Source organism: Cryobacterium sp. PH31-O1 (assembly GCF_030063455.1).
Lineage (GTDB): Bacteria > Actinomycetota > Actinomycetes > Actinomycetales > Microbacteriaceae > Cryobacterium.
Map to the genome: position 1 here is coordinate 110,184 of NZ_JASITB010000006.1, position 14,971 is coordinate 125,154.

Sequence of the window (14,971 nt, forward strand, 5' to 3'; positions counted from 1 at the left end):
TGGTGGCGGATTCAAGTAATTGCCCTGAATCTGAAGGATTTGGGTCGGAAAAGGCGCTTTCGCAGTTGGATTTTCTGAACTAGCCACCGTGGGGCGCGGGTGGGGGGAGGCGTTCGGCGGGCGGGCACCGCCGAAGTAGTGCAGTCTTGAGGGACTATGTCTGTGCTTGAACGCCTCGAAAACGAATCCGACCCCGACGTTCTCTTCGAGGCGTTCGAAAGCTGGGCGACGGAGCAGGGTTTGACGCTCTATCCCGCCCAGGAGGAAGCGGTCATCGAGATCGTTTCGGGAGCCAACCTCATCTTGAGCACCCCGACCGGAACGGGAAAGTCGCTCGTGGCCGTCGGCGCGCACTTCGCGGCGCTCTCGGCCGGCAAGCGCAGCTTCTACACCGCCCCGATCAAGGCCCTGGTGAGTGAGAAGTTTTTCGCGCTGGTCGAAACCTTCGGTGCCGCGAACGTCGGCATGATGACCGGCGACTCGAGCGTCAACGCCGACGCCCCGATCATTTGCTGTACCGCCGAAATCCTGGCCAATCTCGCGCTGCGAAACGGCGAAGACACCGAGGTTGACCTCGTTGTCATGGACGAGTTTCACTTTTACGGCGACCCCGACCGCGGCTGGGCCTGGCAGGTGCCGCTGCTGCTGTTACCGCGGGTGCAGTTCATTCTCATGTCGGCCACCCTCGGCGATGTGAAATTCATCAGCGATGACCTCACCCGGCGCACCGGGCGGCCCACGGCCGTGGTCACCGGGGTGGAGCGTCCTGTTCCGCTCAGCTACTACTACGAGCAGACGCCGGTGCACGAAACCGTCGAGGAGCTGCTGCACACCGACAAAGCGCCGGTGTACATTGTGCACTTCTCCCAAGCGGCCGCCCTCGAACGAGCCCAGGCGCTCGCCAGTGCCAAGGTCGCCACCCGGGAACAGCGCTCTGTCATCGCCGAACTGATCGGTGAGTTTCGGTTCACTACGAGCTTCGGCAAGACCCTGTCGCGGCTCATCCGCATGGGTATCGGCGTGCACCACGCCGGTATGCTGCCGAAATACCGGCGGCTGGTGGAGCAGCTCGCCCAGCGCGGTTACCTGCGCGTGATCTGCGGCACAGACACCCTCGGCGTCGGTATCAACGTGCCCATTCGCACCGTGTTGTTCACCGCCCTGACCAAATATGACGGCGTGAAAATGCGTCAGGTGAATGTGCGCGAGTTCCACCAGATCGCCGGGCGGGCCGGACGGGCCGGCTACGACACCGCCGGGACCGTGGTCATCCAGGCGCCGGAGCATGAGAGCGACAACCTCAAAGCCATCGAGAAGGCCGGCGACGACCCGAAGAAAAAGCGCAAAATCGTGCGCAAGAAGGCGCCGGACGGTTTCGTGTCCTGGGGTGAACCGAGCTTTCGCCGCCTGGTCGATGCCGAGCCTGAAACTCTGTCATCGAGCATGCAGATGACCGCGGCGATGCTCATCAATGTGATCGGGCGCGGCGGCGATGCCTTCGCCCACGTGCACTCGCTCGTGTTCGACAACCACGAACCGTGGCGGCGCCAGTTGGTGTTGGCCCGGCGTGCGCTGGGCATTTACAAGACCCTGCGCGAAGCCGGCATCGTGGAGCAGAGCGCGAGCGGCAGCATCCGCTTGACCGTTGACCTGCAGGCCAACTTCGCCTTGAACCAGCCGCTCTCGCCGTTCGCCCTGGCCGCTTTCGAGCTGCTTGACCCGGAGTCGCCCACCTACTCCCTCGACATGATCTCGATTCTGGAGTCGACCCTCGACGACCCCCGGCCCGTGCTCATGGGGCAACAATTCGCCGCCAGGGGTGAGGCCGTGAACGCGATGAAGCGTGACGGCATCGAATACGACGAGCGGATGGCGCTGCTCGAGGAGATCACGCACCCCAAGCCACTCGAAGAGCTGTTGAACTACACCTTCGAGACCTACAAAGCCTCCCAGCCGTGGATCGCCGACTTTGAGCTTCGGCCGAAAGCCGTCGTGCGGGACATGTACGAGCGGGCCATGTCGTTCGGTGAATTCATCGCGTTCTACAAACTCGCCCGCAGCGAGGGCGTCGTTCTGCGCTACCTGTCCGACGCCTATCGCGCGGCGCGGCAGACTATCCCGGATGAAGCCAAGAACGAAGACCTGCTCGACCTCATCGAGTGGCTCGGTGAACTCGTGAGACAGGTGGACTCGAGCCTGCTCGACGAGTGGGAGGAACTGCTGCATCCCGACCTCGCCGCACACGAGGCCGAAGCGCACGCCATCCTGCCGCCCCCGCCGCGCCGGCTCACCACCAATGTTCGGGCCTTTCGCATTCTGGTGCGCAACGAGTTGTTCCGCCGGGTGCAGCTGGCCGCGCTCGAGCATTACGACGAGCTCGGTGAGCTCGATCGTGAGCACGGCTACTCGGCCGATGGCTGGGCCGACGCCATGGATGGCTACTTCGCCGAGCACGATCAGGTGCTCACGGGCGGCAACGCGCGCAGCTCCGACCTGCTGATGATCGAGGAGGGCGCCGAAGAGTGGACGGTACGCCAGATTCTCGACGACCCGGCCGGCGACCATGACTGGGGCATCAGCGCGAGCGTGAACCTCGCCGACTCCGATGACCTCGGCGCGGCGGTCATTCGTGTCACCGGGGTGAATCGGCTCTAACGCTCCGGCGGGCGCGCTCATCCGCTGTCGTTGAGCGCTACCGGCCGGGCGTGCTCAGCGGTGCCGAAGCGTCGGCGGTCCACTCGTTGAGCGAGCCGTCGTAGATCGATACGTGCTCGTTGCCGGCGCGGATGAGCGCGAGAGCGCTTGCAGCGGCGGCGATACCGCCGCCACAGTAAGTGACGAGGTGACCGGATGACCCGACCGCCGCGACAGCCGGGGCGATCGTCGCACTGAGCTGGTCCCCGCGCAGGAACGCATTCGTGGCGGGATCAACGAGCGCCGCGGCGGGCAGACTGATGCTGCCGGGGATGTGCCCGGCGCGCGGGCGTGCGCCGGCCGTTCCGGCGAATTCCGCCGACGGCAGCGAGCAGACGAGGGCGGCATCCGCTTCACCGTCAACGATCGACTCGACGAAATTCTTGTCGACCCACAGCTCAGGGCGCTCTGTGGCCGTGAATCGGCCGACGGCCCGCGGGCGAGTTCCGCCGGTGGAGAAAGGACGCGTTTCGGCATGCCACTTAGCGAGACCGCCGTCGAGTACGGCGACATCGTCATAGCCGAACGACCGGAACAGCCACCAGATGCGCGCCGCCCACTGGCCGAGAACGGCGTCGTAGACGATGACGGTTGTGCCATTGTCAATACCGACGGATGCCGCGGCCGCCTCAAACAGCAAAGCGTTCGGCCGGGAGAACTCAAATTTACCGGCCGGGTCGGAGAAGACGTCGAACAGGTCGGCGAAGACTGCGCCGGGAATGTGCCCCTTGGTGAGGTAGTCGTCACGCCCGCTGAGGTAGCGTGGCCCAGATTCTGAGGGTGCCAGTGCGAACACCGTGGCGTCGAGAATCACCAAATGATCAGAACCGAGGTGATCGGCCAGCCATTGGGTCGAGACAACGGGCCTGGAAACACCCGGGCTGGAAGCACCCGGGCTGGAAACACCGCGGCTCGCGATACCGTGGTTCGAAACACGGGGGCTCGAGGCTGCGGGCGAAGACGGAACGGGTGAACTCATGGTTCAAGGCTAACGGGGGCCACCGACACGGGGCGGAATCGGCGTCGGTGCGAGTCATTCGGCGACACACGCACCCGCTGCACTTCCACGGCTGGCTACCGGGTCGCGGTCCAGTCCAGGTTGATGATCTGGTTGATGTAGATGTTCTCGCCGAGCCCGGGCACCGAGGGGTTCATGGTCAGCATCAGCTGCACCGGAACGTTGAATCGTTGCGCGATGTCGAAGAATGCATCGCCCTCCACGACCGTGTAGGTGAGCAGGGCTCCCGCACCGTCAGAGGTCGTGGTGCCACGGGCCCCCGGGGTGCTGCCGAGGTCCGCGGCCGGTCCCTGCGGCAGCGGTACCGGTTCCGCGTTGGGAACGAGATCGGGCACTTGGGGGTTGGGAATGAGCGCCGCTTCCTCGGTCGGTGACGGGGACGGCGTGGGGGTCGGAGTCGGGCTCGGTGTCGGCGTAGGAGTGACGCTCGGCGTGATGGTCACTGTGACCGCTGGCGCCGGTTCGCCGGCGCAACCGGCTACCGTCACGAGAAGGAGAGCGGCAACGATTATGCCCCACGGGCGTCGTGCGAGTGAGCTGCGAATGGTTCAACCCTTTCTCAAAGGCGCACGGCAACCTCGTCGATGCATGCGTTCAGCTAGTTTAGGCCGACAAGGTGGCGCAACATCCATGCGGACTACCCACGTTCAGGGGTGCTGAGTTAGCACTCGATGACGTTCACCGCGAGCCCGCCCTCGCTGGTTTCCTTGTACTTTGTCATCATGTCGAGCCCGGTCTGCCGCATCGTTTCGATGACGGTGTCGAGCGAGACCAGGTGTGTTCCGTCGCCGTGCAGCGCCAGGCGGGCCGCCGATACGGCGGTCGATGCGGCGATCGCATTGCGCTCGATGCAGGGCACCTGCACGAGGCCGCCGACCGGGTCGCAGGTGAGTCCAAGGTGGTGCTCCATGGCGATCTCGGCCGCATTCTCGACCTGTCGGGGGGTGCCGCCGAGCACGGCACACAGCGCGCCGGACGCCATCGCGCACGCGGCACCCACCTCGGCCTGGCAGCCGCCCTCGGCCCCGGAGATCGACGCATTGGCCTTCACCAGGGAGCCGATCGCGACGGCGGTGAGCAGATACCGACGGATGCCGGCGGCATCCGCTCCTGGGACAAAGCGAAGGTAGTAGTGGCCGACGGCCGGGATGATGCCAGCGGCCCCGTTGGTCGGTGCGGTGACGACCCGGCCACCGGCCGCGTTCTCCTCATTCACCGCGAGGGCGAAAGCGTGCAGCCATTCGGTTGAGGTATCGCGGTCGCGCAACGGCTGGTCGTCATATTCCTCCAGGCGCATACGTACCGCGCGTGCACGACGCTTGACCTTGAGGCCGCCCGGGAGAATGCCGGTGGCATTGAGGCCGGCATCCACACAGCTGTGCATGGCCTCCCAGATGGCATCGAGCCCCGCATTGAGCGCTGCGACGCCGTGAATTGCTTCCTCGTTGCGGCGGGCGACCTCGCAGATCGAGAGGTCGTTGGTGTCGCACAGGCCGATCAGTTCGGCGCTGGAATCGTAGGGGAGCGGCTGCGTAATGCGGGTTTGGGCGCTCGAGCGTTCGGTTCCCCGCCGGATGAACCCGCCCCCGATCGAGTAGAACGTTTCCTCGAGCAGCGGCGCGGCATCCGCGGCACTGTCGCTTGCCCAGGCGGTGAGCGTGAGGGCATTCGGATGACCCGGCAGCCGGGTGCGCGGTTCGAAGCGCACGTCGTTGGCATTGATCGCGATGCTGTGCCCGCCCAGCAGGGTGAGAGTGGCGCCAGGCGTGAGGCCAGACCAGGCGGCGCGCACCTGAGCGGGGTCGCACGTCTCCGGGCGCAGACCGGTCAGGCCGGCGAGTACGGCATCCGGGGTGCCGTGGCCGAGTCCGGTGGAACCCAGAGATCCAAACAGTGAACAGCGGATGCGCACCACCTCGCTCAAGCGGCCGGTTGCCACGAGGTCTTCAGCGAACACGCGGGCAGCGCGCATCGGACCCACCGTGTGGGAACTGGACGGGCCGATTCCAATGGAAAAAAGGTCCAGGGCCGAGACGTACGCTGTCACGGTCCTCATGGTACGGCACGCACACGCACGCGGGTGCTTAACGCGACAATGCCCCGCACCGTGAAGTGCGAGGCATTACCCGATAGGTCCAACCGGCGGACCCATCGAGAACGGGGATCAGGCGATGGTGAACGTTATGGTCGACACGTAGGCGTTGACGGCGGTGGTGCCGACGGCGGCCGAGAAGTTGGAGCGGTACGTGTTGGCCGGAACGCTCAGGTTGAAGGTCGGGGCGAGGGTGAAGGTGCCCTTGCCGAGAGTCGTCGTGTAGACCAGCGACTGTGCAACGTTGCTGATGGTGATGGGCGCGGCGGTTGGTGCAGCGTCGGAACCGGAGCCGGCAGTGATGGTGCCAGGGGTGATGACGAGGTTGGATGCCGGCAGAGTGCGTGCGGTCGTGTCGATGGTGCCGGCAGCGCTGACGAAGTCGGTGGCGCTGGCGGAGAGCGACCAGGCCGTGTTGGTGCCGCGGGCGTTGGTGATGGTCCAGACGGCTGCGGTGCCGGTGGAGGACTGCGCGTTGACGCCGTCGAGAACGACCGCGGTCATCGCATCGGGTGCGGTCGGGTTGGCGGTGAGGTTGCCCGCGCTGATGGTCGCGTTGATCGTGTCGGTGCTGTCGACCGCCTGGGCGGGGGAGAGTGCGACACCGAACAGGATGCCGGTCGCGACGATGATGCCGGCGGTCTTGGTGAAAGCGTGCATGGTGTGTCCTCTGGGTTCGTGCATTCGATGTGGGCACGCTCAATAACGTGTCCACGCAAAGTGTGGGAGAAGCGGATGTCGCAGGTTGTGTACCGAACTCGTTATCCGCTGGAAACGAGTTCCGGTGGCGATAAATCAATACTCACATGGGGGGCACCCAAAAGGAGTGTTCGTCGCGCAGGGTTGAATCAGCGTTCGCTCAAGGTTGGCGCAATGCCCAGAATGGGGGATTGCGCTTGCCGCATCGGGCTAAGAAATTGTGAACGTGAGCACCGTGACGTAGGGGTTCATGGCCGAGTTGTCGATGGCTCCGGAATAGTTCGACCGGTAGGCGTTGGCTGGAATCATCAGGCTATAGGTGGGCGTCAGCAGGTAGGTGCCGCGGTGCGGGCCCGACGTGGCGATCAGGGTCTGCGAGGTCGTTGACAGTGCCAGTTGCGGCGCGGTGATACCAATGGCGGAATCGGTGTTCGGTCCGGTCGTGATGGCACCCGGCGTGATGCTCAGATTGGCTACCGGCAGCACGCGGGCCTGGGTTTCGATGGTGCCCGCCTCGCTGGTGGGCGCGGTCGCGCTCACCGAGAGGGTCCAGGCCGCGCCGGTACCGCGCGCATCCACGATCGACCACTGGCTGGAGGTGCCGGAGGCAAACTGCGGCTGGGTGCCGAGCAGGGTCACCCCCGACAGCATCGCCCCGGCGGTGGTAGCGGTGAGGTCTCCGGCGGCTGGTGCCGGGCTGGTCGAACTCGCCGTGCTCATGCTGACGGCGCCGTTGGACGTCAGTGCCCGGCCGACGTAGCTGACGCCGGCGCCAATCGAAATCGCGGCCATTCCGAGGATGGTGCCGGTGAAACCGGATGCCGCCCCCAGCGACACCGCCCCGGCGATCTGCCAGTAGACCCGCGATGCCTGCGCCCCGTTGATGAGAATGATGCTGCTGCCGGCGGCGGTGTTGAAGGCGGCATCCACCTGCATGATGAAGATGGCGTTCGGGTTGCCCTGGCCGTCGAGGGTGAGCGTGGTGCTGATCGCGAGGGCCGCGGCCGACTTGTAGACCCCGGAGGTGAGGGTGCGGCCGGCGAGATCGCCGGAGATCGCGGCGGTCGCTGGCCGCGCCGCGGCATCCTTGTATGCTGCGGCAAGGTCGACCTGTGCGGTGGCCGCGGCGGCGTCGCCACCGTGAATGGTGCCCGTGAGTACTCCCGGTGGAAACCCGGTGACCGCGGTGCCCGGGCTCACACCGATATCCCCGTCGAACGAGGAGTTTCCGGTGTTGGCGACCGAGGTGGTCGCCAGGATCGCATAGGTGCTCGCGCTGCCGAGATTGACCGTCGGTTCGGTCGTGAAGGTGTTGCCGCCCAGAGTGACGGTGCCGGAACGAGTGAGGGCGCGGCCGGTGAAGCTCGCATTGGTGCCCACGGTGATGGCAGCCCGGCCGACGATGCTGCCCGAAAACGACGACGACGCGCCCAACAGCACGGCGCCGTCGACCTGCCAGAACACCCGAGACGGCTGCGCACCATTGATGAGGCGTACAGTGCTGCCGGCACTCGTGGTGAGGGTGTCGTCGAGCTGAAAGATGAAGACGGCGTTGGGGGTACCCTGCCCGTCGAGGGTGACCGAGGATCCGACGTTCAGTGCCCCCGGTGCCGCGTAGACGCCAGCGTTGTAGGTATGCCCGCCCAGGTCGCCGGTTAGTGTAGTCGTCGGAGTGCGGGCAGCCGCGTCGTCTATTGCCGTTTGCAGGTCGCTCTGGGCCGTGCCGCTCTGGGCCGTGCCGAGGTGGGTGCTGCCGGTGACCAGCCCGGGTGGAAAGCCGGTCAGGCCAGTGCCGGGGCTCACGCCGAGGCTGCCGCTCATCGTGGTTCCACCCGAATTCACAACGGATGTCCCGGCCAGCACCGAATAGGTGCCGGCGGTTCGCAGGTTCACCGGTGGTTCGGTCATGAAGATGTTGCTCGCCATGGCGATGGCGCCGTTGGACGTCAGCGCCCGGCCGATGAAGCTCGTGTCGGCTCCGATCGAGATGGCCGCAAGGCCGAGAATGTTTCCCGTGAACGACGAGGCAGCGCCGAGCGAAACAGCGCCGACCACCTGCCAGAACACGTTGGAGGCTTGGGCGCCGTTTACGAGCACAATACTGCTCGCTGCCGCGGTATTGAATGCCGCGTCAATCTGAAAGATGAATACCGCTGTCGGGTCGTTCTGTGCGTCCAGGGTGAGCGTCGTACTGACGGCAAGGGCCGCCGATGACCTGTAGACGCCGGGGGTGAGGGTGCGCCCGGCCAAGTCTCCAGCGAGGGAGGCGGTGCTCGCGCGGTCGGCGGCATCGGTGTAGGCCGCGACCAGGTCGGCCTGGGCGATCATGGCGTGGCCATCGCCGGCGTGGATGCTGCCGGTGAGAATTCCCGGCGGGAATCCGGTGATCGCCGTACCCGGGCTGGTTCCGGCATTGCCGCTCAGGGTGCTGTTGCCGGTGCTCGCGATGGCATTTGTGGCGAGCACGGAATAACTGCCCGCAGTCTTGAGGTCGACGGTGGCGGGGAGGGCCTGCGCCGCGTCCTGCGGCGTGAGCAGACCGCATAGCAGCAGGAGAATGGTGAAGGTCGGCAGGCTTATAAGGTGTGTTCGGCGGCCCCCGAACCGCCTGGCGCGGCGTCGGGGTGTCTGCGGGGAAGTCATCGGTGTCGTCGCCGTAGCGGTTCGTCGGTTTCTGCGTTGGCGGTCGCGGGCACAGCGGCAGGCTCAGCTGCCAGACGGGGTTCGGCTTGGGCGACCTGAGCGAGCGCCAGGCGGGCACGCCGCACGAACAGCGTCATGCGCCAGGCACCGAAAGCGATCGCGGCCACGAGCAGCAGCAGAATCAGAATGATCCACCAGGGCACATCGTTGAACGTGGCGCTGACCTGCTCGGTACCGGCGTCAGACAGCAATTCGGCGTCGGCGCTGCCGATTTGGATGAAAGCAGCCTGCGGTAGTGTCGCCTCGAGGTCGAGAGTTGCCCCGGGGAGGATGCTTTCCGGTGTCGTGAATTGCAGTTCGGTCGTCACCCCGATCACACTGTTCAGGCTTAGTTTGGCCGTGGGATACAGAATGGTATTGCCGGTGTTCTCGATGGGCAGGGTGAACGTGACCTGGTCACCGGAGCGCTCCCAACGCAGGGCGCCATGGTTCAGCGCGGTCGTGGCCGTGCCGGCAACGGTCAGGTAGATGCGCACGCCTTGACGTTGGATGACGTCGAGCCGCAGCGCAGCGTCGCCCGTGGATGTGGTGGTCTCACCCTGAATCGGGGGGCTCTGAATGATGATCCCACCGGCGTAATCTCCGGGTGTGGCCGTGACGGGAACGCTCAGCCGAAACGGCACCTTGAGATCGGAGTTGGCGGGCACGGTGATCGATTCGGCACCGAGCGTTACCCAGCTTCCGAGCGCCGTTTGCTCGTCGGCCTGCGCGGCGAGGGCGAAGGAACCCTGCTCGGTGCTTTGCCCATCGACGGCATAATTGAGCAGCGTGACCGGGACATCCGTGTGGTTGCTGACGATCGCATTAGCCTCGATGGCGGCGCCAGCAGCGAGATTAATGTGAAAGAAGTCCGATTCCAGTTCCGGGCGGATGCCGAGGGTACCGTCATCGATAGCGGATGCCGGTGAACCGACAGCGAGGGTGGCCAGCACCGGGGCCAGCAGGGCGACGGCCAGCAGTAAGCACAACCGGCGCAACAACCGAGTGCGGCCCGTTTTTCTCGTAGACGAGCTCGCGGTGGAGGCGGTCGGTAGCGGGCAACGTGCGGTGGGGTGGTGCAACATGGGTGGACCTTTAGCTGGTATCCGGAATGACCCCCGAATGAGGTGCTCTCGCTATTCTCACACGGGCGCTTGCCTTCTCGGCTAATGGGGTCGTCAGTATTGACTCAAGGTTCGCGCAGAAACCTCAGGCGATGGTGAAGGTGAGCACCGAGACAAAGGGGTTTACGGGCGAACCGTCGATGGCGCCCGAGAAATTGGACCGGTAGGCGTTGGGCGGAATATTTAGGCTGAACTCGGGCGTCAGGGTGAAAGTGCCCTTGCCGAGCGTGCTGGTGTAGACCAGTGCCTGCGGTTGGTCGGAGACGCTGACCGGTTCGGTCGTGGGCGCCGCGTCGGCTCCCTCACTGGTTCGGGCCGTCACGACTCCGGGCGTAATGGTTAGATTCTCCACGGCTACCGTGCGTTCGAGGGTGTCGAGGGTTCCCGCGGCACTGACGAAGTCGGTGGCACTCACGGACAGGCTCCAGGCGGCGCTGGAACCACGGGCATTCGTAATGGTCCACTCCAACGATCTGCCGACGGAAGAGTGGCTGGAGCGGCCGTCGAGAACGACGGGCGACATCTCTGTTGGCGCGGAGACGACGGCCGTGAGCGCACCGCCAATAACGGCGGCGCTGACCGTGTCAGAGGAGGTGTCGGCGTTCGCCACCGGGGTGAGCACAGCGATCAGACCGGCAGCGAGGGCGAGGCTCGCGAACCCAATGAGACCGCGCTCGGTCTTACCGACCATGAATGACCCCCAAGAATCGCCGACAGTTTCGGCACCTTCAATTTAACGAGCCAAGTCGAAGGAATCTCATAGTAACAACATTCCGCTACTTGTGGTATCAAAACCCTAATACCCATATTTTTCAATCGCGTAGAAAAAACAGGCCACCTCCCCGAGGGGAAGCGGCCTGTCGTATTCTGCTGGCGTACTAGTGCGTGCGGAAGCGCTGCACCATGGGGCAGTCGAACGGGTCACGCGCCGCGAGGCCGACCTTGTTGAGGTAGGCGATGACGATGCCGTAGCTCTCGAAGACGCCCGTTTCGGTGTACTTCACGTTGTGCGAAAGGCAATATTCTTTGGCGATCTCCTGCGCCTTGCGCAGGTGCGGGCGGGCCATGTTCGGAAACAGGTGGTGTTCGATCTGGTAGTTGAGGCCACCCATGTAGGTGTCGATGAAGGTTCCACCGCGAATGTTGCGGCTGGTGAGAACCTGGCGACGCAGAAAGTCGACGCGGCTTTCGGCCGGAAGCTGCGGCATCCCCTTGTGGTTGGGGGCGAAGGATGCTCCCATGTACACACCGAACACGGCCATCTGCACGCCGATGAAGGCGAACGCCATGCCGAGCGGCAGAAAGTAGAAGATGACGGCGAAGTAGGCGGTAATGCGGGTGACGAGCATCGTGATTTCGACCCAGCGTTCGCTGACCTTGTTCTTGCCGAACACGGTCTTGAAACCCTGAATGTGCAAGTTGATGCCTTCGAACATGAGCAGGGGGAAGAACAGATAACCCTGCTTGCGTGTGACGATGGCTCCGATGCGGCTGACCTTTTTGGCATCCTCTTCTCGGAACACAATAAAGTCCGGTTCGATATCGGGGTCTTTGCCGATGACGTTCGGCTGGGCGTGGTGACGGCTGTGCTTGGTCATCCACCAGGCGTAGCTGATGCCGACGAAGAGGTTGGCGAGAACGCGACCAGCGCGATCGTTGGCCTTGCCGGAGGTGAACACGGCGCGGTGCGAAGCTTCGTGGGCCAAAAAGGCAAACTGGGTGAAGATGAGGCCGAGAGCGCCGGCGATGATCAGCTGATACCAGGTGTCACCAAGCAGAACGAAACCGGCCGCAGCACCGAGGGTGGCGACCACCAGAATGGAAAAGACCATCCAGTAGAAGCCGGTGCGACGGCCGAGAAGGCCGAGATTGCGCACCGTATGCAGAAGTGCCGAATATTCGGTTGTGGGGTTTTTGGTATCTCCACCCGGTCGGGTCCTGATGATGCGGACCGAGGGTGCGGCTAGTGCTTCCGACATGAGGCCTTAGTGGATCGGGACTTCTCAGCCGGGACGTGAGTAATTACTCGTGGAGCAGATATGCGCCAGTCTACGTTCGCGAGCGCCGTGATCATGTCTAATTCACACGCGTTTCTCAGTCATTATATGCCAAAAATGGAATGTATTCGACCGATCTATCGCCAACTTGGCATCCATATATGGAGCTGCCAGAACACGAACGGAGTCTGCATTCCGGTCCACACAGGGAAGAAGAATGCCGTGAGTGCTAGCGCGACCCCGAGGCCGACGGCCACCCCAACCAGTGCCCCGGAACGTGGTTGGGCGTCATATTCGCTCACCTGCGAATGTGCTGAATGCCGCCGAACAGGCCGCGCCAGATCCGGAATGCGCCCCAGTAGCATCCCAATGACGAAGGTGAGGCCCAGCAGCAGGTACGGCTCGAAAGCGATGGTGTAGAACTGGAAAACCGTGCGGTTCAGGTACATTAGCCACGGCAGGTAGCCGGCGACCATACCCATCAGAATGAAACCCACCCGCCATTCCCGGTAGCGGGCCAGCCGATAGACGAGGTAAAACAGTGCGGCCGTCGCCGCCCACCAGATCAGTGGGTTGCCCACGGATGTGATGGCCTCCGAGCAGTTCTGGAACTGGCAGCCGAATTCGCCCTGGCTGGAACCTCGGTAGTACATGCTGGTCGGGCGAATCATGAACAACCAGGTCAGCGGGTTGGCCTCGTACGGATGTGGTGTGGCCAGACCAACGTGATAGGTATAGGCGGCCGTCTGGTAGTGCCAGAAACTCTGCAGCGTGTGCGGTACCCAGGCGAACGGTCCGGTCCAGGCCGCTCCCGTTGAATCGGACCACTCCCGGTAATACCCGCCGCGGGTGACGAACCACCCGGTCCACGACACCAAAAACGTCACGACGGCTACGGGCACCAGGAGCAGGAATGTGGCCGGTGCTTGCTTCAAAATGGCGGCGCTGGCCCAGAACGAGACGCCGTTCCGGCGCCGGGCGAGTGCGTCAACAACGACGAGGTAGAGGCCGAACGCGGCCAGAAAGTAGAGCCCGGACCATTTCACCGAGCTGGTCAGACCGAAGGCGAGGCCGGCGGCAATCAGCCAGGGGCGCCACCACAGCGTGGGCCCCCAGCCGGGATCGACCAGGCCAGCCAGCCGGCCGGCGAGTCGCATCGAGTGCCACTCTCGGTCCATCAGGACGGCGCCGACGCCGAGCAGCGCGAAGAACATGACGAAGTTGTCCAGCAGGGCGACGCGGCTCATGACGATGGCGTGGCCGTCGATGGCGAGCAGAAAGCCGGCGATCAGCGCGAGCAGGCGGGACTGAAACAGTTTGCGCGCCACGAGCATGATGAGTACGACTGCGAGCACCCCGACCACGACGGTTGCCAGGCGCCAGCCCCAGGGGGTGCCAGGGCCAAGCAGGTTCATGCCGAGGGCGATGAGCCATTTTCCGAGCGGCGGATGCACCACAAATGAGGGATCCGTCGTGAAGATGTTGGTCTGCCCCGCTTCGAACAATACATTGGCATCGGCGGGCCAGGTGGACTCATATCCGTTGTTGAAGAGCGACCAGGCGTCTTTCACATAGAAGGTCTCGTCGAACACGAGGGCGTGCGGCGCACCGAGGTTCCACAGACGAAGCACGGCGGCCAGCAGGACCACGGCGAGGGGGGCGCCCCAGCGAACCCATCGACTAGTTGCGAGCACCTGACCATCGTATCGAGAGCCGGGCGAGCGCTCGTGCGGCCAGGGCTGCGAGAATTGCAGGCATGATCATCCTTGCTGCCACCCCGATCGGAAACCTCGGCGACGCCTCCCGGCGCCTGATCGAAACCCTGACGACCATCACCATCGTGGCCGCCGAGGACACCCGCGTCACCGTGCACCTGCTTAAAGCCCTCGGCATCGAGAACCGGCCCAAGCTCATCGCCTTGCACGACCACAACGAACGCGGTAAGGCGGCCGAACTCGTCGAACTGGCCCGCGACGTGGACATCCTCGTGCTGAGCGACGCCGGCATGCCGACCGTGTCCGACCCCGGCTTTCATCTGGTGGATGCCGCGGTGGCGGCCGGCGTGCAGGTCACCGCCCTGCCGGGCCCATCTGCGGTGCTCACCGCCCTCGCCGTGTCCGGGCTGCCGACCGACCGGTTCACCTTTGAAGGTTTCCTGCCGCGCAAGCACGGCGAACGGGTCAAACTGCTGCGGGGCCTCGCCGCCGAGCGCCGCACCATGGTGTTCTTCGAATCGCCCAATCGCCTGGCCGATTCGCTGCTCGACCTCGCCGCCACGCTCGGCGAAAGCCGCCGGGTCGTGGTCTGCCGGGAACTGACCAAATTCTTCGAAGAGGTCAAACGTGGCACGGCGGCGGAGTTGGCCGAGTGGGCGGCGGCCGGCGTGCGCGGCGAGATCTGCATCGTCGTCGCTGGCGCGGAAGTGCGGGTACTGGACCTGGCCATGGGCGTGGCCGAGGTGCTCGACCTGGTGGCCGGCGGCATCCGTTTGAAGGAGGCTGCGGCCGACGTGTCGGCGGCCAGCGGCCTTAGCAAACGCGAATTGTACGAGCACGCGCTGCAGGCCAAGGCCGGCGCCTCGACGCCGAAACCCGACCGGTCTGCCTTTCCGCTCGGGTAACAACAGTGCCGCTCGGCCGTAACAGGGCCAGAGTCCTCGCGCTCG

The 14,971-nt window shown here is 64.6% G+C and carries 11 protein-coding genes; 2 read left to right on the forward strand and 9 right to left on the reverse strand.

From position 1 onward, the window contains the following. Nucleotides 1-156: 156 nt before the first annotated feature. Nucleotides 157-2,655 carry a DEAD/DEAH box helicase gene (locus tag QMK31_RS13175; protein ID WP_283501404.1) on the forward strand — a complete coding sequence of 833 codons (2,499 nt, stop codon included), beginning with the start codon at nt 157-159 and terminating at the stop codon, nt 2,653-2,655. A 37-nt stretch (nt 2,656-2,692) separates the two neighbouring features. Here QMK31_RS13175 and QMK31_RS13180 read toward each other — a convergent pair whose 3' ends face one another. From QMK31_RS13180 to QMK31_RS13220, 9 genes are all read right to left on the reverse strand, one after another. Continuing rightward, nucleotides 2,693-3,673 (reverse strand): sulfurtransferase, encoded by a 981-nt coding sequence (locus QMK31_RS13180; protein WP_283501405.1) that lies wholly within the window; start codon nt 3,671-3,673, stop codon nt 2,693-2,695. Nucleotides 3,674-3,768: 95 nt separating this feature from the next. Then, nucleotides 3,769-4,155, reverse strand: a complete 387-nt coding sequence (locus QMK31_RS13185) for a LysM peptidoglycan-binding domain-containing protein (RefSeq protein ID WP_283501406.1) — start codon at nt 4,153-4,155, stop codon at nt 3,769-3,771. Between the two features lie 218 nt (nt 4,156-4,373). Continuing rightward, nucleotides 4,374-5,759 carry an L-serine ammonia-lyase gene (locus QMK31_RS13190; RefSeq protein WP_283501407.1) on the reverse strand — a complete coding sequence of 462 codons (1,386 nt, stop codon included), beginning with the start codon at nt 5,757-5,759 and terminating at the stop codon, nt 4,374-4,376. 117 nt (nt 5,760-5,876) lie between these two features. Further along, nucleotides 5,877-6,464 (reverse strand): WxL domain-containing protein, encoded by a 588-nt coding sequence (locus QMK31_RS13195; RefSeq protein ID WP_283501408.1) that lies wholly within the window; start codon nt 6,462-6,464, stop codon nt 5,877-5,879. 249 nt (nt 6,465-6,713) lie between these two features. Continuing rightward, a complete protein-coding gene (locus QMK31_RS13200; RefSeq protein WP_283501409.1) occupies nt 6,714-9,146 on the reverse strand; it encodes an ice-binding family protein in 2,433 nt (810 codons plus the stop codon). Then, nucleotides 9,143-10,270: a WxL protein peptidoglycan domain-containing protein gene (locus tag QMK31_RS13205; protein ID WP_283501410.1), complete on the reverse strand. Its 1,128-nt coding sequence runs from the start codon at nt 10,268-10,270 to the stop codon at nt 9,143-9,145. Before QMK31_RS13205 ends, QMK31_RS13200 begins: the two co-directional genes overlap by 4 nt. Nucleotides 10,271-10,394: 124 nt before the next feature. Beyond that, entirely contained in the window at nt 10,395-11,000 is a 606-nt protein-coding gene (locus QMK31_RS13210) for a hypothetical protein (RefSeq protein ID WP_283501411.1), read from the reverse strand. 187 nt (nt 11,001-11,187) lie between these two features. Next, a complete protein-coding gene (locus QMK31_RS13215; RefSeq protein ID WP_283501412.1) occupies nt 11,188-12,288 on the reverse strand; it encodes a fatty acid desaturase family protein in 1,101 nt (366 codons plus the stop codon). A 155-nt stretch (nt 12,289-12,443) separates the two neighbouring features. Further along, nucleotides 12,444-14,000, reverse strand: coding sequence for a dolichyl-phosphate-mannose--protein mannosyltransferase (locus QMK31_RS13220; protein WP_283501413.1), 1,557 nt, complete (start codon nt 13,998-14,000; stop codon nt 12,444-12,446). Between the two features lie 62 nt (nt 14,001-14,062). Here QMK31_RS13220 and rsmI point away from each other — a divergent pair, with 62 nt between their 5' ends. Then, the gene (rsmI, locus tag QMK31_RS13225) at nt 14,063-14,926 is read left to right on the forward strand and encodes a 16S rRNA (cytidine(1402)-2'-O)-methyltransferase (RefSeq protein ID WP_283501414.1); all 864 of its coding nucleotides are present in this window, start codon (nt 14,063-14,065) and stop codon (nt 14,924-14,926) included. Nucleotides 14,927-14,971: the final 45 nt, after the last annotated feature.